The organism is Paraburkholderia terrae (assembly GCF_002902925.1).
GTDB lineage: Bacteria > Pseudomonadota > Gammaproteobacteria > Burkholderiales > Burkholderiaceae > Paraburkholderia > Paraburkholderia terrae.
Window position 1 is genome coordinate 2,123,467 of sequence record NZ_CP026112.1, and the last position, 18,224, is coordinate 2,141,690.

Genomic DNA, 18,224 nt, shown 5'->3' on the forward strand with positions numbered 1-18,224 from the left:
TGGCGGGCGAAAAAATCTTGCGTCAATGCGTTCGATTCGCGCCTTGGTATTTTTCTCGCGGACGGGCGGGTCAATGCGCGGCCGTATCCTCATCGGCCGCAAGGATCAGCGTGGCGATCTGCGCCGGGTGGATGGGCGGACGAACCTGCGTCACGTCCCAGCCGAGCAACGAATGCGCCGCACCGCCGCAAACGCGGCCCTGACACGCGCCCATTCCGCATCGCGTGTGCAGCTTCGCGTCGCGCCAGTTCGCATGCGCCCGGACCTCGCCGATCGATACGTCTTCGCAACGGCATAGCAATGTGTCGTCAGCGGGTAGTTGGCGCGTGTAGTCGCGCAGCGCGAATGCCGACTCGACGCGCGCGGCGAACCGCTGCCAGCGCTCGCGTTCGCGTCTCAGTTGCTCGCCCTGCTCGACGTCCACGGCGGTAAGCCCCGCAAGCCGCCCTTCCACTCGCGCAAGCTCCATCCCGCCGACGCCCACACATTCGCCCGCCGCGAAGATGTTTGCGACGGACGTGCGCTGCGCGTCGTCGACAGCGATCGCACCGTCGGCGCGCGTCGCGCAGCCCAACGCGCGAGCGAGCGTCGTATTCGGCACTAGGCCGTAGCCGCAAGCGATGCGATCGCAATCGATCGTCTCCATGCGTCCGCCCGGGCGTTCGACGATCGCACGCTCGAGGCGTCCACTACCCTGCGCCGCCCGCACCACGCTCGACGTCAGATAACGAAGCCCTGCAAAGCCGCGCGTCAGTTGAGCCGCTTGCACGAGCTTCGCGGGCGTCGCCGCAAGCGACACGCCAAAGCGCAGCACCGACGCTAACGGCGCCTGCTCGACCACGGCCACGACCCGCGCGCCTGCAGCACGCGCGGTCGCAAGAGACGCGAGCAGCAACGGACCGCTGCCCGCAATCACGATGCGCTCGCCGCGCACAGGCACACCGCCCTTGATCAACGCCTGCAAGCCGCCTGCGCCCGTCACGCCGGGCAGCGTCCAGCCGTCGAACGGCAACAGCAGTTCACGGGCGCCAGTGGCAAGAATTAGGCGGTCGTAGCCGATGCGTGCGCCGCCTTGTTCCGCCGATTCGATCAGCAGACGGCCTTTGTCGAGCGGCGCAATGATTCGCGCCGCAGACACGAGCGCCACGTTGCCGTTCGCATGGATCTCATGCAGAAGCGCGGCCAATTCATCCGATGGGGGATGCGCGGGGCCATTGCGCCATACCTGGCCACCCGCGCGAGGATTGTCATCGAGCACGGCGACGCGCGCGCCCGTTTTCGCCGCCTCGCAAGCGGCAGCGAGACCCGCCGGCCCCGCACCCACGACGACGACATCGAAGTGCTGACCGTTCATCGCGGCCTCATCGTTTGCACGATCTGGCCGTCGCGGCACACGGTCTGACATGCGAGCACATGCATGCGTCCATCGACCGTCACGCGGCATTCCTGGCACACGCCCATGCCGCACATCGGCGCGCGCGGCTCGCCAGTGACGGACCCGCGTGTGCCGTATGCGCTCCCGCCGCACACCGCCAGTGCAGCGGCGATGGTGGCGCCCTGCTCGATCTCGACCGGCTTGCCGTCGATCGTGACGCGAACGCGTGAAAGAGCCGTTTCAGACATGACACGCCCCAAACTCGAAACGCGCAGGCAGAAACGGATCGACAGCAATGGCCGCCGCTGTCTGCGTGATCTGCGCGGCAAGCAACTGCGCGGTGCCGAGCGACGTCGTCACGCCCAGCCCTTCATGGCCGACAGCGAGCCACACGCCGGGTGCCGCGCTGCCCGCAGGACCGATCAGCGGCAAGCCATCCGGCGATGCCGCGCGAAAGCCCGTCCATGCGCGAATGCCGTTGAGCGTCGGCAACTCGGGCAGATAACGCGCCGCGCGCTGCAGCATCTGCGCGAGCACGGGCATTTCGACGGCTGCGTCGGTGGTGTCGAACTGACGCGACGAGCCGATCAGCAGTTGTCCCGTCGGTCGAGGCTGCGCGTTGAACGCGACGGAGGTTCCCGTCGCGTGATGGGCGCTCTTGATATAGCCGAGTTCGAGCAGTTGATGACGGATAAAACCGGGATATCGATCGGTGATCAGCAAATGGCCTTTTTTTGGCTGCAGCGGCAGGCCTCGCACGAGTTCACGCGCCTGCAATCCGTTCGCGACCACGATGTGCGCGCCGCCGACGCACTCGCCATTCGACAGCGTGACGTGTTGGGCATCGACGGCCACGGCTTGCGCATGCAGTCTCACTTCGATCCGCGCAGCGCCGGGCGATTGCGTGAGCAGCCATTGCGCCGCAGACGGCGCATACACGATGCTGTCGTGGCCGATGAGCAAGCCGCCCGCCATGCCCGCTGCGAGCGACGGCTCACAGTCGTAGAGCGCGTGCTCGTCGAGCAGTTGCGCCGCGACGTCCTGCGCGACGAAGCCGGCATGCATCTCACGCGCGGCGTCGAGTTCTTCGGCGTCGGCTGCGACCCACAGCGTGCCGCAGCGCGCAAACGCATCGCGCGTTCGCAACTGCGGCGCAAGCTCGAGCCACAAGTCCCGTGAATAGCGGCTCAACGCGAACTCCGCCGGCGAGTCGTTCATCACGACGATATGCCCCATGCCCGCCGCCGTCGCGCCGCCGCCGATACCCTGCGCATCGAGCACCGTCACGCGCAGCCCACGCGCGGCGAGTTCCGCTGCGCATGCCGCGCCGACGATACCCGCGCCGACGATCACGACATCCGCCGTCATACCGTGCGGATGCCCCACGCGAACGGATCGCGCTCGTCGAAGCAAAGGCGGCTCTCAGCCATGATGTGCGCGTGCCCGGTGATGGTCGGAATGACGGTCGCGATGCCGTCCTGCGTGCCGCCTTCCGCATAGCTCGCTTCAAATACGCTGCCGATGATGCTCTCCTGCCGCCACACCGTTCCCGCCGCGAGCTTGCCGTCGGCGGCGAGGCACGCGACCTTCGCGCTCGTGCCTGTGCCGCAGGGCGAGCGGTCGTACGCGTTGCCGGGGCACAGCACGAAGCTGCGGCTGTCGAGGCCCTCGCGCGAACCCGGCCCGAACAGTTCGATGTGGTCGATCAGCGCGCCGTTCGCACCCGTGATGCCCGCCGCGATCAGTGCGTCGCGGATCGTCGAGCTGAAGTGCGTGAGCTCGGGGATGTTCGACGCGTCCAGCGTGCGTCCGTGATCCGCGACGAGAAAGAACCAGTTGCCGCCCCACGCGATATCACCCGTCAGCGGACCGAAACCGGGCACGTCGACGCTCACGTCCTTGCGATGCCGGTAAGCCGGCACATTGCGTACCGACACACTGAGATCGTCGTTGAGCGTCGCCTCGACGATGCCGACCGGTGTGTCGATCAGATGCCGGCCCGGCCCAATGCTTCCCATGTGCGCAAGCGACACAACGAGGCCGATCGTGCCGTGCCCGCACATACCCAGATAGCCGACGTTGTTGAAGAAGATCACGCCCGCCGCGCACTCCTTGCGATCCGGCTCGCACAACAGCGCGCCGACCACCACATCCGAGCCGCGCGGCTCGGTGACGATGCCCGCGCGCCAGTCGTCGAAGCGCGCGCGAAACACGTCGAGCCGTTGCGCGAGCGTGCCGCCGCCGAGGTCGGGGCCGCCGGACACCACGAGGCGGGTCGGTTCACCGCCCGTGTGCGAATCGATGACGTTCAAGGTTTTCATGCTGCCCATGGTAGAAACGCGGCGGCGCGCAGTCTTGAAGCGGCTGCGCGTGGATTGTGACGATTTCAGCATAGCCCGAAGAATGCGGATGCCGCTTGCATTCAGGCTGTGGCCGGATGGATCATCGAGCAGGCGGAGCGCGGCCGCATCGCGTGCGGGTAGGGTATCGGTCCAGCCGCGTTCGACTGTTGAATGAAGGGCAAAACGAGCACGAAACGCCGAAAGCATCGTAAATAAGGGATTCCTCTCGCACAGCCGCTATGCCGAAATCGTCACGCGAAACGCGCGATTCACGCAAGACATCCGAATATTCCCTGCTTACACTGCACTCGACTCATCACTTTCAGGAGAGCAGTCGTGGCGCATATCTGGCAAGGCGTATTGCCCGCAGTCACCACCAAGTTCAACGCGGATTTCAGCATAGACCGCGCGTGGACCGGCAAGAATATCGAGGCGCAGATCGACGCGGGTGTCGACGGGATCATCGTGTGCGGCTCGCTTGGCGAGGCGTCCACCCTTTCCCTCGATGAAAAGCTGCAGGTGCTCGACGTGGCCGTCGAGGCATCGCGCGGCCGCGTGCCCGTGCTGCTGACGATCGCCGAAAACAGCACGCTCGACGGCTGCCGCCAGGCCGAAGCGGGCGCGAAGCGCGGCGCGGCGGGCTATATGGTGCTGCCTGGCCTGCGCTATCTGTCGGACCGCCGCGAGACGCTGAACCACTTCCGCATGGTCGCCGACGCCAGCCCGCTGCCGCTGATGATCTACAACAATCCGCTCGCGTATGGCGTCGACATGACGCCGGAGATGTTCGCCGAGATCGCCGACGAGAAGAAGATCGTCGCGATCAAGGAATCGTGCGGCGACGTGCGGCGCGTGACGGATCTCATCAACGAAGTCGGCGACCGCTATGCGATTCTGTGCGGCGTCGACAATCTGGCGATGGAAGCGATCCTGATGGGCGCGCACGGCTGGGTCGCGGGGCTGGTGTGCGCGTTCCCGCACGAGACAGTCGCGATCTACAAGTTGCTGAAGGCGGGACGGCTGGAAGAGGCGCGCGCGATCTATCGCTGGTTCGCGCCGCTGCTCGCGCTCGATGTGTCGGCGAAGCTCGTGCAGAACATCAAGCTGGCGGAAGCGATTGTCGGCCTTGGCACGGAGCCGGTGCGCCCGCCGCGCCTGCCGCTCGCCGGTGAAGAACGCAAGGCCGTCGAAGCGCTGATCCGTCGCTCGATTGAAACGCGTCCGGCTCTGCCAAAGCTTTAAACACGAACGCGGGAAACAAAAAGAAAACGGCGGCTTCCGTCCACAGGTAGCCGCCGCCAGAACCGCTTAAATCCGATCAGGCCGCTTCCGCATGCGGCACAACAGCGGTTTCGTTCGCACGCAGATGCAGCAGGCGATAGCCGCTCTTGTACACGGGCTGCAGACGAAAATCGTTTTGCGGCTCAATCTGCAGCAGCACGCGCAGGCGCGACACGTGGCTGTCGATCGTGCGGGTCACCTCGCGGAACTCGCGGCCCCAGACCATCGCGAAGATGTGATCGCGCGACAGCACGCGGCCGATGTTCGAAAAGAACAGCGACGCCAGCCGGTACTGCGTGCCCGACAACTGTACAGGCGCGCCGCGCAGCGTGACCAGTTGACGGCGGGTGTCGAAGTGATACGGGCCCACGTCGAAACTGTCCTTGCCATAGCGTTCCGGATACGCGCGGCGCAGCAGCGCGGACAGGCGCTCGCGAAACTCGGCATGCCGCACGGGCAGCGTGGCGTAGTCGTCGGCGCCCAGCACGAACGCGCGCACAGCGCTTTCTTCCGAGCCATCCGCCGACGCGAACATCACGGGCATGCGCTCGCCGCCTACCGAGCGAACCGCCTTGAGCACGTCCGTGCCCGACAGACGCAGCGCGTGCCAGTCGAGAATCAGCAGATCGACCGTCGAGCGGGCGAGCACCTTGGAGAGCGTCAGGCCGTCGTCGTACACGACGCAACTGTGGCCAGCCTGAACGATGATTTTTTCCAGCAACTTACCCTGCACGAGGTCACGTTGAAGAATGGCGATACGCATGGTTGAGTCCTCGACAATTGGTCCAGGATCGCGATTCTGTTCACGCTGTATCGTTAAGCCCATAAGACTTGTCCGAATTTGCAAAGGTTCTGCGACAAATTACATCCTGTAAAATCGCGGGCTGGCCAAAATCGTCATCACGCCGCCCTATCCGGGCCGGCGTGCCGTGTCCCGTGCCCTACCCGGCATTGCCGCACTTCCCGCCTGACGACCGCCGTACTCCGCGCGCAACGCGCGGCTCTTCTATTCATACAACGACAGGCAATGCAAGCAACAGAACTGGGTAGACCACACGCCAGGGACAGCGCGCACGCGCGCTCCTTGACCCGCCACGACTACAAGACGCTCAGCCTCGCCGCGCTCGGCGGCGCGCTCGAGTTCTACGACTTCATCATCTTCGTGTTCTTCGCCCCGGCGATCGGACAGCTGTTCTTCCCGCAGTCGATTCCCGACTGGCTGCGTCAGCTGCAGACCTTCGGCATTTTCGCCGCCGGCTACCTGGCGCGGCCGCTGGGCGGCATCATCATGGCGCATTTCGGCGACCTGCTTGGCCGCAAGCGTATGTTCACGCTGAGCGTGCTGCTGATGTCGCTGCCCACGCTGATGATGGGCATGCTGCCCACCTACGCGAGCATCGGCATCATGGCGCCCGTGCTGCTGCTCCTGTTCCGCGTGATGCAGGGCGCGGCCGTCGGCGGCGAAGTGCCTGGCGCGTGGGTGTTCGTCTCCGAGCACGTGCCCCAGCGCCACGTCGGCTATGCGTGCGGCACGCTGACGGCGGGCCTGACGGCAGGCATCCTGCTCGGCTCGCTGGTCGCGTCGGCGGTGAACCGCCACTTCGCAGCCGCCGACATCGCTGATTTCGCGTGGCGCATTCCGTTCCTGCTCGGCGGCGTGTTCGGCCTGTTCTCGGTGTATCTGCGCCGCTGGCTGCACGAGACGCCCGTGTTCGCCGAAATGAAGCAGCGCAAGTCGCTGGCTGCGGAAATTCCGCTGAAGGCCGTGCTGCGCGATCACGGCCGCGCCGTGATCGTTTCGATGCTGCTGACGTGGATGCTGTCGGCCGCGATCGTCGTCGTGATCCTGATGACGCCGACGCTGCTGCAAAAGCAGTTTCACATCGCGCCGGCAACGGCTCTCTTCGCCAACAGCATCGCGACACTGTTCCTGACGATCGGCTGTGTGCTGGCAGGCTCGCTCGCGGGGCGCTTCGGCGCGGGCCGGACGATTTTCGTCGGCTGTGTGGGGCTCGGCATCGCGTATTACGTGCTGTTCCAGCAACTCGCCGTCGATAGCGCGATGCTCGTGCCGCTGTACGCCATCGCAGGCCTGTTCGTCGGCGTGATCGGCGCGGTGCCGTTCGTGATGGTCAACGCGTTCCCGCCCGTCGTGCGCTTCTCGGGCATCTCGTTCTCGTACAACGTCGCGTATGCGGTGTTCGGTGGCCTGACGCCGATCGTCGTTTCGCTGATGCTGAAGTCGAATCCGATGGCGCCCGCGCTCTATGTCGGCGCGTTGTGCGTGATCGGCGCGCTGACCGCGTGTTTCGTGAAGAAGGACGCGGCGGTATAAAGCTGTTCTAAGTGGCGTGCGCAGGCACGCCACTTGCCCGCAAGGACTGGTCGTCGAATCGACACTTCAAGCCGGTCCGAAACGTCGCATGGCAGGGCCGCCCTATCATCGACGCATGAATACTTCTCCCGTACCTCGCTTTACGCCCGCGCTCGCGCGCATCGTCGCGACGGTAAGCGTCGGCTTCGTCGTCACGCAACTCGACGTGACCATCGTCAACATCGCGCTCGCGAAGATCGGCGCGGATCTGCATGCAGACGTCACGGGTCTGCAATGGATCGTCGATGCGTACACGCTCGCGTTCGCGGTGCTGATGCTGTCGGCGGGCGTGCTGGGCGACCGCTTCGGCGCGCGCCGGATGTTCGCGTGCGGCATCGCGCTGTTCGCGGCGGCGTCGCTGGCCTGCGGACTCGCATCGGGCGCCGCGCTGCTCGTCGCCGCGCGCGCCGTGCAAGGGATGGGCGCGGCCGCGATGCTGCCCAATTCGCTCGCGTTGCTCAACGAAGCATGTAGCCACGATCCGAAGCTACGCGCTCGCGCCGTCGGCCTGTGGACGGCGGCGGGCGCGATCGCGATTGCGGCGGGCCCGGTGATCGGCGGACTGCTGATCGCGGCGTTCGGCTGGCGCGCGATCTTTCTGGTGAATCTGCCCATCTGCGCGTTGGGGCTGGCTGCGACTTTCGCGTGGGTGCCGCGTCCGCGAGCGGCCTTGCGCGACGAAGCGCCGGATAGCCGCGGCGCGCGTCCAACCGTGCGCGGCATCGACCCCGTTGGTCAGTTGCTGGCAGTCGTCGCGCTGACGGCCTTCACAGGCGCCGTGATCGAATGGCGGCCGCTTGGGCTGGCGCATCCGCTCGTCTATGGCAGCTTCATGTTTGCGCTGATCGCGACGGTCGCGTTCGTCGTCACCGAGCGTCGCGTCGATACGCCGATGCTGCCGCTCACGTTCTTCGGCAACCGCACCTTCAGCGCGGCCGTGCTGTTCGGTATCTGCGTGAATCTGACTTACTACGGCGTCGTGTTTGTGCTGAGCCTTTATCTGCAGCACGCGCGAGGCGAGACGCCGCTGCAGGCCGGTCTCGCGTTCCTGCCGCTGACGGGCGGATTCCTGATCTCGAATGTCGCGAGCGGCTGGGTGGTCGGTCGATTCGGCGCGCGGGTGCCGATGATCGCGGGCGCGATCACGGCTGCTCTCGGCTACGGGCTGCTGCACTTCGCGCAAGCTGCTTCGCCGCTCTGGACGCTGCTGGTGCCGTTTCTGCTGATTCCGTCCGGCATGGGCCTCGCCGTCCCGGCGATGACCACAGCCGTGCTCGCTTCCGTCGACACGCAGCGCGCCGGCACGGCATCGGCGGTTCTGAACACGGCGCGGCAGGCAGGTGGCGCAGTCGGTGTTGCAGCGTTCGGCGCGCTCGCGAGCGCGTCGGATGCGGCGGGCGCAGCGCATGTGGTGGCTGGGCTCCGATCGTCAACGCTGATCTCGTCATGCATCCTGCTGTGCGCGCTCGGGCTCGCGTGTCTCGTGCATCCCGAGCCGCACGCGCACGATCGGGCGCGCGCGGGCCGCAACGGCGCACGGGCTGCGAACGCCAGCAAATGACGCACGCATGACGCGCTAAAAACACAACACCCACGATGCACGCGGCATCGTGGGTGTTGTTTTGCCAGAAGCGGGAGGAGGCGTTACAGCGTCGTCTCCTGAATCGCGCCCGTATCGAGCGCTCTTTCGATGAGCCCTTCGCTCTGCACCTTGCGGATCGCGTCGGCGACGAGCGTCTCCGGCTGTTCGATTTCCGCCTTGATCGAGCTGATCAATCCGGCTGCATCGAGGATCACCAGCGTTTCGGCCGTATCGGCCCGGCTGATGATCACACGATGCGGCGTCGGCCCTTCGCCGAGGCTCGCGCAAAACTGCATGACCGTGCCGTTGATCGTTTGGTCAAAAGCTTGAATCATCGCGTGCTCCTTGTAGTCGAATTGGCTTGCCAGATATCGATGCTGCACGAATGATGCCCGCTCTTGCGGCAGCGTCGCAACGGAGGGCGCGCTTATCGCCGCCCTGGTGCCGCTGCGTCCCGCTGCCAGCGCAAAACGATCACAGGCTGCTGCCCAGGCCGCCACGCGGCGCGCGCGCGCCGTCGATGCTGATGCGTCCCGCGCCCGTCACGAACAGCAGCAAGAATCCGCCCGCGATGCCGACGTTCTTCCAGAAATGGATGATCATGTCGCGCTGCAAGGCAGCGTCGGTGATGTTCCAGAAGTCGTGTCCGATGACAGCTGTTGCGATCGTATAGGCGGCCATGAACAGGCCGAGCGCGCGGATCCTGAAGCCGACCACGAGGAAGAGTCCGCCGAGCACCTCGACGGCCGTCGCAATCGGCGCGGCGACCTGCACGAACGGCACGCCCTTCGAATGCAGATAACCGACGAAGCCCGCATAGCCGAGCAGCTTCATCACGCCGCCCCAAAGGAACAGCACGGCAAGCGCAAGGCGGGCAAGAAGAATTACGCCGGAATCGACGGGACGCGTCATGGATGTGGCTCCTGATTTGAATTAAGCAGAAGACCGGGCGGCACGTCATCAGTTCCCGGGCGCTCACGTCAGAATAAGTGGAATACCCCGCTTTTCCAAGCAACCGACATAGGCGAAATCTGGCGCGTTCTGAGTTTTCATGCCTCGATATGGACACCGACGCCGACCTGGACGCGATGTTGGGGAATGCCCGCAAATTAAGCAAATTCATCAGCCGGTCGGGCACAGGCTTGTTATAATCTTCTCAGGAAATCGAACAAAATCTAACGCGCCATCTCGGCTCAACAACGCGTTGAAGAGACCATCCCCATGCTAAAAACTGAACGTCTGCGCATGCTCGCCGATGCGCTGGCCAAACAGAGCGTGATGCGCCTGCGCGACGCGGCGACGCTGCTGGGCGTATCGGAGATGACGGTACGCCGGGACATTGCTGCGAGCCCGGGGCATTTCACGTATCTGGGCGGGTATATCGTCAGCGCGACTGACGTGCCGAACACGGCTGGCTATTCGCTGGAGCAGGAAAAGGACCATTTCGCGCAGGCCAAGGCGGAGGCGTCGGCTGTGGCGGCGAAGTTGATCGGGAACAACGAGACGCTATTCATCGACTGCGGTACGACGCTTACTACGCTCGCGCGGCTGATTCCTAACGATCTGCATGTGACGATTGTCTGCTATTCGCTGAACGTTGCGGAGATTTTGCGGCGCAAGCCCAATGTGCGGATGATTCTTCTGGGCGGTGTTTATGTGCCGTCGTCGGATTCGTTTTCGGGCGAAGAAAGCATCGAGGTGCTTCGGCGCATGGGGATCAACAAGGCGTTTATTTCCGCTGGTGGTGTTGATGATGCGCACGGGGTGACGTGCTGGAACTTTCATGAAGTCGCTCTGAAACAGGCCGCGATGGCGGCGGCTGTCGAGAGTCATCTCGTGGTTGATAGTAGTAAGTTTGGTGTTGTTAAGGCGGTTCGGTTCTCGAAGGTCGAGGAGTTTGCTTCGGTTATTACTGAGAAGGGGCAGGTGGTTGCCGCGAAGCGGAAGTGAGTTTTTTGTCTGCGACGCTGGGGTATTTTTGCCTCTGCGTCGTGGACTTGCTCCGGTCGGTGTTTTTAACTTTGCGCTGGCATCCGCGTTTTGTTAGCGTGCTTCACGCGTTGCCCCTATGCGGGGCGGACGGTTTGGTTGTTCTGTCGTTTGCGCTGGCATCCGCGTTATGCCTTCGCGCTTCAAGCGTCGCCCCTGTGCGGGGCGGACGGTTTGGTTGCTCTGCCGTTTGCGCTGGCATCCGCGTTATACCTTCGTGCTTCAAGCGTCGCCCCTGTGCGGGGCGGACGGTTTGGTTGCTCTGCCGTTTGCGCTTGCATCCGCGTTATGCCTTCGTGCTTCACGCGTCGCCCCTGTGCGGGGCGGCACCTACTTTTCTTTGCCGCCGCAAAGAAAAGTAGGCAAAAGAAAGCGGCTAACACCGCCAGTTCTTGTGTTTGCCTGAGGGCCCCCAAAGGGTCTTACGCTTCACACAGCAACCACATGACTCATGCTCGTTGCCAGCGCTCTTAATTGGCACCTCACCCGCTTCAAGCTCCCGCAGTACCGTATGCCACGCCAGATATTCCTCCGCCGCCCAGGTGGCAAACTGTGTGTCGGCCCCTTGTGCTCCACACGCCTCACTTCGGACCAATAGCACACGCGTCCCACCTTGTAAGAGCGCTTACGCATACGACGCGACAACCTACACACAGTTTGCCACCTGGGCGGCATATACCATTCGCTGCCGCTAGCACGTGTACGGGTATTCGAAGCGGGTGAGGCGTTCATTCGAAGCGTTGGCAACAAGCACGAACAGAAAGGCTGCCGCGTGAAGCGTGGGGACGTTGGGGGCCCGTGGATAGAGGTCAAGTGTTGGCGGTGTGAGCCGCTTTCTTTTGCCTACTTTTCTTTGCGGCGGCAAAGAAAAGTAGGTGCCGCCCCGCACAGGGGCGACGCCTGAAGCACGCTAACAAATCGCGGATGCCAGCGAAAAGCCAAACCCACCCAACATCAAAGCGTCGCAGACAAAAAACCTCAACCCTTCCGCTGCAAAGCAAACAACGTCCCAGCAATCAAAATAAAGGCCCCGATAATAACCTTCTGCCAGGTACTAGGCACCCCAACCAGAATAAGCACGCTATTAATGAGCGTAACAAGCACAACCCCAAGAAGAGTGCCGACAACAGTCCCCGTCCCACCAGTAATCCGGGCCCCGCCCAAAATCACTGCAGCGATCACATCGAGTTCAGTCCCGACAAGATCAAAAGGATTCGCCAACCGGTTATTCGACACATGCAAAATGCCAGCAATCCCCGCGAGCATCCCCGTATAACCAAACACAAAAAGATGAATAGCCCGCAGGTTATAACCAAGCCGCTCGGCAATGGCCAGACTGCCGCCCATGGCATAAACACCCCGTCCCATCATCGTGCGATTAACCAGCCACCACGTGACAACGGCAGCAATCACAAGCGCCAACACAGAAACCGGCAACACCGCCCTTAGCCCATCGGCCGTGTGATAAAAAAACAGCGGAATACGCCCAAAATGATCCATGCTGTGCGGAATGTTCATAAAGAACGTCGTGCCGATAAACGTCAGCAAAATCCCGCGATACAGATACTGCGTGCCAATCGTCACGATCAGCGAAGGCGCCTTCAGTCGATGCACGAGCACGCCATTAATCACCCCAAGCACAATGCCGCCCAGCGCGCCAACAACAAGAATCAACGCAAACGGCGCATCCGGCCACCAGGCAAACACAGCCTTGGTAATCGCATACATGGTAAGCGCACCAATCGCCGTGAACGACACGTCAATACCACCCGACGCGAGCACCACGAGCGTCCCAAGCGCGAACAGCGACATCGTCGTCGCCGAATGCAGCAGATCGAACAGCGTCGCTAGCTGAAAGAAACGCGGATTGATCGCGCCAACGATCACGCACGTCACGACGATCAGCGCCGCCGTGAACCACTCCGGGTTGCGCGAGAGCTTCGCGCGCCACGTGGGCGGCTTCACCTCGGGCGCGATTTCGACGACGTTGGGGGTAGTCACGGTCCGGTCCATGATTGACGACATCTTATGCAGCCTCTGACAGCAAAGCGTGATACAGCTCCGCTTCGTTCAACTGATCCGCGCGATACTGGCTCGCCACGCGGCCCTTCTTCATCATCAGAATGCGATCGCAGTTCTGCAGCAGCTCGGGCAAGTCATCGCTGATCAGAATGATGCCGATACCACGCTGCGACAGCTTCTGCATGATCCGATAAATGATGTCCTTCGAACCCACATCCACACCGACAGTCGGCCCATGCAGGATCAGCACATGCGGATCGATCGCAAGCCAGCGGCCAATCAGCACGCGCTGCTGGTTGCCACCCGACAGCGACTGCACCGGCTTGTCGACGCCAGGCGTCGCAATCTGCAAGTCCTTCACCGTCTGCTCGGCAAGCTGCTGCGCACGAGCACGGTCGATCTGTCCAAAACGGTCGCGCAAGCTCGAAATCATCGCCGTGATCACGTTGTCGCGAATCGGTTTGTCGAGAAAAAGCCCTTCGTTCAGGCGGTCTTCGGGCACATAACCGATCCGATGATCCTTCGCGTCCGACGGTGTGCGCAACACAACGTGCCTGCCCTCGAGCGTGACCGTGCCGCTCTCAGCCGGCGCGACGCCCGCCAGCGCGCGCGCCAGTTCGTTGCGGCCCGAATCGAGCAGTCCCGTCACGCCGAGAATTTCTCCGCGATGCAGCGCGAACGACACATCGCGGAACTGCGCGCCGCGCGTGTAGCCCTTCACGTCGAGCACGACTTCCTTGCCGACTTCGCCTTCGCGATACCGCTCGCTCGACAGATGACGCCCTGTCATCAGCTCGCTGATCTGCGTTTTCGTGTAATCGGCAATCGGGCCTTGCGCCATCTTCTGGCCGTCACGCAATACGATCACTTCGCCGCCGATCGCATAGCACTCGTCGAGCTTATGGCTCACGAACAGCACGGTCACGCCCTGCGCGCGCAGATTGGCGAGTACGGCGATCAGGTTGTCCACTTCTTTTTGCGTGAGCGACGTAGTCGGCTCGTCCATGATGACGAACTTCGCTTCGCTCGCAATCGCTCGCGCAATCGCCACGAGTTGCCGCGTCGCGAGCGGCAACTGTTCGATCAGCGTCGACTGGAATTCGGCATCGCCTGGCAGGCCCACGGCTTCGAGTGCTTTCGCCGCGGTGCGTGCAAGCGCCTTGCGGTCGAACGTGCGCGTGAGGCGCCCGTTGTGCTCCGCAAGCTCCGACGTCAGCGCGACGTTTTCGGCGACGCTCATGTTCGGCAGCAGCGACAGGTCCTGATAGACCGTCTCGATACCGGCCGCGAGCGATTCGAGCGCCGAGAGCCGCGCGTGCGAAACGCCTTCGATGATCAACTCGCCTTCATCGGGCGGCTGCGCGCCGGAGATGATCTTGATCAGCGTGCTCTTGCCGCAGCCGTTTTCGCCGAGCAGGTGATAGATCTGCCCGCGCTCGAAAGACAGGCTCACGCCGCGCAATGCATGCACGCCCGTGAACCGCTTGTGTACGCCGACCACCTGCAGGAACGGCGTGGAGGAAACGTTTTGATTCATGCTGAAAAGCCGTGCTCCAGATGAATGTCGAAGCGTGCGGGCGCTCGCTCGCGAAAGCCCGCACGCGGTGATGCCACGATCAGAAGTTGTATTGCTTGTAGTTCGTCTTGTCGACGTTCACCCAGCCCTGGCCGCGCACGATGATGCCCTTGCCCGGACCCTTCTCGACCGTCACCTTCGTATAGCCGGGAATGCCGAGATCAGCGCCGTTCTGCACGGTCTTGCCTTCGACCAGCATCTGCGCAACCTTGTTCATCGCGAGACCGGCCTGCTTCGGGTCCCAGAACGCGATGCCGTTCACCGCGCCGCTTTCGAGGAACTTGCCCGCTTCCGTCGGCAGACCCGTGCCGTACACGCAGATCTTGCCTTGCATACCCGCTTCTTCAACCGCGCGGCCAATACCGATCACGTCCAGCGACGACGAACCCTGGAAGCCCTTCAGGTCGGGATGCTTGCGCAGCACTTCCTTCGCGACTTCATACGCTTTCTCGCCGTCGTTGTTCGTTTCGAGCTTCGGCTCGACGAGATTCAACTTCGGGTACTTGGCCTTCGCGTTGTTGATGCCGCCGTCGGCCCATTGCACCTGCGAGCGGCTGCCGAGCGAGCCGACCAGCACGGCCCACTTGCCGTCCTGATGCATGCACGATGCGAGGCGCTCGTTCAGGCCCGCGCCGTACGCGGAGTTGTCGAAGGCCTCGATGTCGACCATCGTGTTCTTCGCGTTGTCCGCTTCATGCGTGACGACCTTGATGCCGCGATCCATTGCCTTCTTCAGTGCGGGTTCGAGCGTCGGCGGATCGTACGGAACGACGGCGATGGCCGTCACTTTCTTCGCGATCAGGTCTTCGATGATCTTCAGCTGCTGCGCGGCGTCGGCGCGGCCCGGGCCCGTCTGATACGCCTGCACGCCGGGGTTGTCCTTCGCGAACTCCTTGACGCCTTCGTCCATCCGGTTGAACCAGTTGATGCCCGTTACCTTGACGACCGTGACGATCGTTTCATTGGTCGCGGCTTGCGCGGCGGCGATCACGCCGAGCGCGAGTGCGCCGGTTGCGAGGGCGGCGCTCAGTCGGGTCAGTTTCATGCGTTTGTCTCCGTTGCCTTTAGTGATTTAGTCATTGAGTGAGTGTCGCCCCTTCATATGCACGCGGAAATCCAGGGCCCCGATGTCCGCTGAAACTATCGCTGCAGCGCTAACGCCTCTGATTCGGCTGCGCGAAACCGAAGATCGCGCGCACGCGCTCGCCGCCCGCAAATGCGAGCGATGCCAGCAGCAGGAAACCCCACGCGCAATCGCCAAAGAACTGCGACACGCCGAGCAGATTGAAGAAGCTCGACAGGAACTGCAGCACCGTCGCCGCGAAGAACACACAGACGATGCGGCCGTAACCGCCCGCAGGATTCACGCCGCCCATCACGGCAATCAGGATCGCGATCAGCAGATACGAATTGCCGTAGTCCCACTTCGCGCTCGACGTGTGCGTGACGCTGATCAGCCCCGCGAGCGACGCGAGAATGCCGCACATCATGTATGTAAGAACCAGCATCCGCACGCGCGGAATGCCCGCGTAGAACGCGGCTTTCGGGTTCGTGCCCATCAGATACAGGCGCAAACCGAACGGGCTGCGCCGCAGCAGCCAGCCGAGCACGACGACAGCCGCAATGAAGATCACGAACGAAACGGGCACCTGGAACCAAGTGCCATTACCGATATCCGACAGCGGCTCGACATAATCGACGTGAACCGACGCGCCATTGCTCAACACGACGGCACAACCCGTGAACAGCAGCTGCGTGCCGAGCGTGCAGAGAATCGGCGTGAGGCGCAAGCGCGCGATCACGACGCCATTCACCAGCCCGCCAATTGCGCCCATGCACACGACGATCGCGCAGAACACGCTCGTATAGAGCATCGGCGAATCGTCGCCGCTGATGAACTTCGGCACGATCAGCGCCGCGACCATGCCCGACAGGTTCGCGAGCCCGACGCCCGACAGGTCGATGCCGCCGTTGCCCGACACCATCGACAGCATGATGCCGAGCGCGAGCAGCCCAAGCTCGGGCAACTGCCCGCCCATCGACTGAAGGTTGTCGAGCGAAACGAACTGGCCGTGCGAAATCCACGTCGCGGCGAGCACGACGAGCACGTTCACCGCTAGCAGAAAGTTCAGTTGCCGGTCGCGAAACAGGCCGGCGGAAAGCGAGGACTTCATGTCGAAACGAACTCCTTCATGCCGCGCGCCGCATCAAGTGGCGCACGCGCTCAATGCGTTGAAAGCGGATGACCGGCCTGGGCCAGCACTTCGTTGACTTCGGCGAGCGTCGGCATCGAAGGCGCAGTGCCGGGCCGCGTCACCGAAATGCCCGCCAGCGCGCAGCCGAAGCGCGTCGCTTCGACGGCATCCGCGCCGCGCGCGAGCGCCGCCGCGAAGCCGCCTGTGAAGCCATCGCCCGCGCCTGCCGTTTCAACCACGCGACCACATTGGAACGCGGGCACGAACACCGATTGCTCCGCCGAATGCAGCAACGCGCCCGCTTCGCCGAGCGTCACGATCACGTTGCGCACGCCTTTTTTCAGCAGCACGTCAGCGGCGCGGCGCGCATCGTCGACATTGCTGACTTCGATGCCCGTCAGCGCGGTCGTCTCCGTTTCGTTCGGCGTGATGTAGTCGCACAGCGGGAAAATGCTGTCGTCGAGCGGCAACGCGGGCGCGGGATTGAACACGGTCGTCACTCCATGCTTGCGCGCGACTTCGAGGCCGCGCTTCGCAGCGCCGACCGGCTGTTCGAGTTGCGTGACGAACACGCGCGCCGAAGCGATATCCGCTTCGATCGCGTCGACGTCGCCCGCATTCATCGTCGCTGCCGCGCCGGAGACGACGATGATCGCGTTCTTGCCGGTGATGTCGTCGACGAAAATGTGCGCTGCGCCCGTCGATGCGCCGTCGATCACCGATGCGCGCGCCGTGATGCCTTCGGCGTCCCAGGTGGCTCGAGCGATCTGGCCGAACGCATCGTTGCCGATGCGCGTGCAGAACACGACATCTGCGCCCGCGCGCGCCGCCGCGACGGCCTGGTTCGAGCCCTTGCCGCCGGGGCCCATCTTGAACGCATTGCCCGCGATCGTTTCGCCGATCAGCGGCATGCGGTCCGCGCGAAATGTGAGGTCCGTCACGAAGATGCCGAGAATGACTACGCGGCCTTCTTTCTGTTGCGTGGCCATTGTCGTCATTCCTTCGGTGCGTCGGGCGCGAGCAGCACGCCCTTCTTGAAGATGAAGCAGCCGTAGCCGCGCGTTTCGCCCGTGGCGATCACGCAGTAGGCTTTCTTCGCGCGCGCATAGAACGCAAAGCGCTCGATGCCGACGAACGGCACATCGCGCCCTTCGGCCTCGTTCACTTCGGCTTGCGCTTCGCGCTGCACGGCGGGAATGGTATTGGGCTCGCCGACCACTTCCATGCGCGAGGCAGGATCGTCGACGAAGGTATCGAGCGGCAGCACCGACAGCAGCGCGCGAATCGCGCGCGGCGCATCGACGCCATCGAGCCGCAGCAGTTTTCTCGTCACGGACTCCCGCGCGACCGAGTCGCCCGGAAAGTTCGCGTCGCAAATCACCACTTCGTCGCCGTGGCCCATCGCGCGCAGCGCGTGCAGCACATCGGCGTTCAACAGCGGGTCCAGATTCTTCAGCACGTTGTCTCCTCCGTTATTCGGTTGGCGCG

General features: G+C 63.5%; 17 protein-coding genes. 4 read left to right on the plus strand and 13 right to left on the minus strand.

The genetic code is table 11. From position 1 onward, the window contains the following. Positions 1-70: 70 nt before the first annotated feature. From C2L65_RS25790 to C2L65_RS25805, 4 genes are read right to left on the minus strand one after another with little or no spacing between them, the layout of a single operon-like run. Positions 71-1,354, minus strand: a complete 1,284-nt coding sequence (locus C2L65_RS25790; protein ID WP_042306431.1) for an FAD-dependent oxidoreductase — start codon at positions 1,352-1,354, stop codon at positions 71-73. Then, positions 1,351-1,623 carry a (2Fe-2S)-binding protein gene (locus C2L65_RS25795; RefSeq protein ID WP_042306432.1) on the minus strand — a complete coding sequence of 91 codons (273 nt, stop codon included), beginning with the start codon at positions 1,621-1,623 and terminating at the stop codon, positions 1,351-1,353. Before C2L65_RS25795 ends, C2L65_RS25790 begins: the two co-directional genes overlap by 4 nt. Beyond that, positions 1,616-2,743, minus strand: coding sequence for an NAD(P)/FAD-dependent oxidoreductase (locus C2L65_RS25800; protein ID WP_042306433.1), 1,128 nt, complete (start codon positions 2,741-2,743; stop codon positions 1,616-1,618). Before C2L65_RS25800 ends, C2L65_RS25795 begins: the two co-directional genes overlap by 8 nt. Next, positions 2,740-3,705, minus strand: a complete 966-nt coding sequence (locus tag C2L65_RS25805) for a 4-hydroxyproline epimerase (protein WP_042306542.1) — start codon at positions 3,703-3,705, stop codon at positions 2,740-2,742. The genes C2L65_RS25800 and C2L65_RS25805 overlap by 4 nt, the downstream gene beginning before the upstream one ends. A 348-nt stretch (positions 3,706-4,053) precedes the next feature. Between C2L65_RS25805 and C2L65_RS25810 the strand changes: the two genes are divergently transcribed. Next, positions 4,054-4,959, plus strand: a complete 906-nt coding sequence (locus tag C2L65_RS25810; protein WP_042306434.1) for a dihydrodipicolinate synthase family protein — start codon at positions 4,054-4,056, stop codon at positions 4,957-4,959. A gap of 76 nt (positions 4,960-5,035) precedes the next feature. Here C2L65_RS25810 and C2L65_RS25815 read toward each other — a convergent pair whose 3' ends face one another. Then, on the minus strand, positions 5,036-5,761 hold the full coding sequence (locus C2L65_RS25815) for a response regulator transcription factor (protein WP_007745257.1): 726 nt from the start codon (positions 5,759-5,761) through the stop codon (positions 5,036-5,038). Positions 5,762-6,025: 264 nt separating this feature from the next. Between C2L65_RS25815 and C2L65_RS25820 the strand changes: the two genes are divergently transcribed. Further along, a complete protein-coding gene (locus C2L65_RS25820; RefSeq protein ID WP_042306435.1) occupies positions 6,026-7,333 on the plus strand; it encodes an MFS transporter in 1,308 nt (435 codons plus the stop codon). A gap of 88 nt (positions 7,334-7,421) precedes the next feature. Further along, positions 7,422-8,933: an MFS transporter gene (locus C2L65_RS25825; protein WP_042306436.1), complete on the plus strand. Its 1,512-nt coding sequence runs from the start codon at positions 7,422-7,424 to the stop codon at positions 8,931-8,933. Between the two features lie 83 nt (positions 8,934-9,016). Here C2L65_RS25825 and C2L65_RS25830 read toward each other — a convergent pair whose 3' ends face one another. Together C2L65_RS25830 and C2L65_RS25835 are read right to left on the minus strand one after the other, a co-directional pair. Beyond that, positions 9,017-9,289 (minus strand): hypothetical protein, encoded by a 273-nt coding sequence (locus C2L65_RS25830; RefSeq protein WP_007587531.1) that lies wholly within the window; start codon positions 9,287-9,289, stop codon positions 9,017-9,019. A 139-nt stretch (positions 9,290-9,428) separates the two neighbouring features. Further along, positions 9,429-9,866, minus strand: a complete 438-nt coding sequence (locus C2L65_RS25835) for a DoxX family protein (protein WP_042306437.1) — start codon at positions 9,864-9,866, stop codon at positions 9,429-9,431. Positions 9,867-10,175: 309 nt separating this feature from the next. Here C2L65_RS25835 and C2L65_RS25840 point away from each other — a divergent pair, with 309 nt between their 5' ends. Then, on the plus strand, positions 10,176-10,904 hold the full coding sequence (locus C2L65_RS25840; RefSeq protein ID WP_042306438.1) for a DeoR/GlpR family DNA-binding transcription regulator: 729 nt from the start codon (positions 10,176-10,178) through the stop codon (positions 10,902-10,904). A 1,017-nt stretch (positions 10,905-11,921) separates the two neighbouring features. On the opposite strand, the gene C2L65_RS25845 is transcribed toward C2L65_RS25840, so the two are convergent. The 6 genes from C2L65_RS25845 to C2L65_RS25870 form a co-directional block, all read right to left on the minus strand. Continuing rightward, positions 11,922-12,968, minus strand: a complete 1,047-nt coding sequence (locus tag C2L65_RS25845) for an ABC transporter permease (protein WP_042306439.1) — start codon at positions 12,966-12,968, stop codon at positions 11,922-11,924. Position 12,969: 1 nt separating this feature from the next. After that, complete coding sequence (locus tag C2L65_RS25850) at positions 12,970-14,502, minus strand: sugar ABC transporter ATP-binding protein (protein ID WP_042306440.1); 1,533 nt, start codon at positions 14,500-14,502, stop codon at positions 12,970-12,972. A gap of 79 nt (positions 14,503-14,581) precedes the next feature. Continuing rightward, positions 14,582-15,586 carry a substrate-binding domain-containing protein gene (locus C2L65_RS25855; protein ID WP_007585635.1) on the minus strand — a complete coding sequence of 335 codons (1,005 nt, stop codon included), beginning with the start codon at positions 15,584-15,586 and terminating at the stop codon, positions 14,582-14,584. Positions 15,587-15,695: 109 nt separating this feature from the next. Then, complete coding sequence (locus C2L65_RS25860; protein ID WP_042306441.1) at positions 15,696-16,715, minus strand: ABC transporter permease; 1,020 nt, start codon at positions 16,713-16,715, stop codon at positions 15,696-15,698. Between the two features lie 50 nt (positions 16,716-16,765). After that, a complete protein-coding gene (rbsK, locus tag C2L65_RS25865) occupies positions 16,766-17,725 on the minus strand; it encodes a ribokinase (protein WP_042306543.1) in 960 nt (319 codons plus the stop codon). Between the two features lie 5 nt (positions 17,726-17,730). Further along, a complete protein-coding gene (locus C2L65_RS25870) occupies positions 17,731-18,195 on the minus strand; it encodes an RbsD/FucU family protein (protein WP_042306442.1) in 465 nt (154 codons plus the stop codon). Positions 18,196-18,224: the final 29 nt, after the last annotated feature.

Bases quoted from the DNA above. Each gene is read 5' to 3' on its own strand.
- C2L65_RS25790 (WP_042306431.1), bottom strand. From the start codon at position 1,354: ATGAACGGTCAGCACTTCGATGTCGTCGTCGTGGGTGCGGGGCCGGCG.
- C2L65_RS25795 (WP_042306432.1), bottom strand. From the start codon at position 1,623: ATGTCTGAAACGGCTCTTTCACGCGTTCGCGTCACGATCGACGGCAAG.
- C2L65_RS25800 (WP_042306433.1), bottom strand. From the start codon at position 2,743: ATGACGGCGGATGTCGTGATCGTCGGCGCGGGTATCGTCGGCGCGGCA.
- C2L65_RS25805 (WP_042306542.1), bottom strand. From the start codon at position 3,705: ATGGGCAGCATGAAAACCTTGAACGTCATCGATTCGCACACGGGCGGT.
- C2L65_RS25815 (WP_007745257.1), bottom strand. From the start codon at position 5,761: ATGCGTATCGCCATTCTTCAACGTGACCTCGTGCAGGGTAAGTTGCTG.
- C2L65_RS25820 (WP_042306435.1), top strand. From the start codon at position 6,026: ATGCAAGCAACAGAACTGGGTAGACCACACGCCAGGGACAGCGCGCAC.
- C2L65_RS25825 (WP_042306436.1), top strand. From the start codon at position 7,422: ATGGCAGGGCCGCCCTATCATCGACGCATGAATACTTCTCCCGTACCT.
- C2L65_RS25830 (WP_007587531.1), bottom strand. From the start codon at position 9,289: ATGATTCAAGCTTTTGACCAAACGATCAACGGCACGGTCATGCAGTTT.
- C2L65_RS25835 (WP_042306437.1), bottom strand. From the start codon at position 9,866: ATGACGCGTCCCGTCGATTCCGGCGTAATTCTTCTTGCCCGCCTTGCG.
- C2L65_RS25840 (WP_042306438.1), top strand. From the start codon at position 10,176: ATGCTAAAAACTGAACGTCTGCGCATGCTCGCCGATGCGCTGGCCAAA.
- C2L65_RS25845 (WP_042306439.1), bottom strand. From the start codon at position 12,968: ATGTCGTCAATCATGGACCGGACCGTGACTACCCCCAACGTCGTCGAA.
- C2L65_RS25850 (WP_042306440.1), bottom strand. From the start codon at position 14,502: ATGAATCAAAACGTTTCCTCCACGCCGTTCCTGCAGGTGGTCGGCGTA.
- C2L65_RS25855 (WP_007585635.1), bottom strand. From the start codon at position 15,586: ATGAAACTGACCCGACTGAGCGCCGCCCTCGCAACCGGCGCACTCGCG.
- C2L65_RS25860 (WP_042306441.1), bottom strand. From the start codon at position 16,715: ATGAAGTCCTCGCTTTCCGCCGGCCTGTTTCGCGACCGGCAACTGAAC.
- rbsK (WP_042306543.1), bottom strand. From the start codon at position 17,725: ATGGCCACGCAACAGAAAGAAGGCCGCGTAGTCATTCTCGGCATCTTC.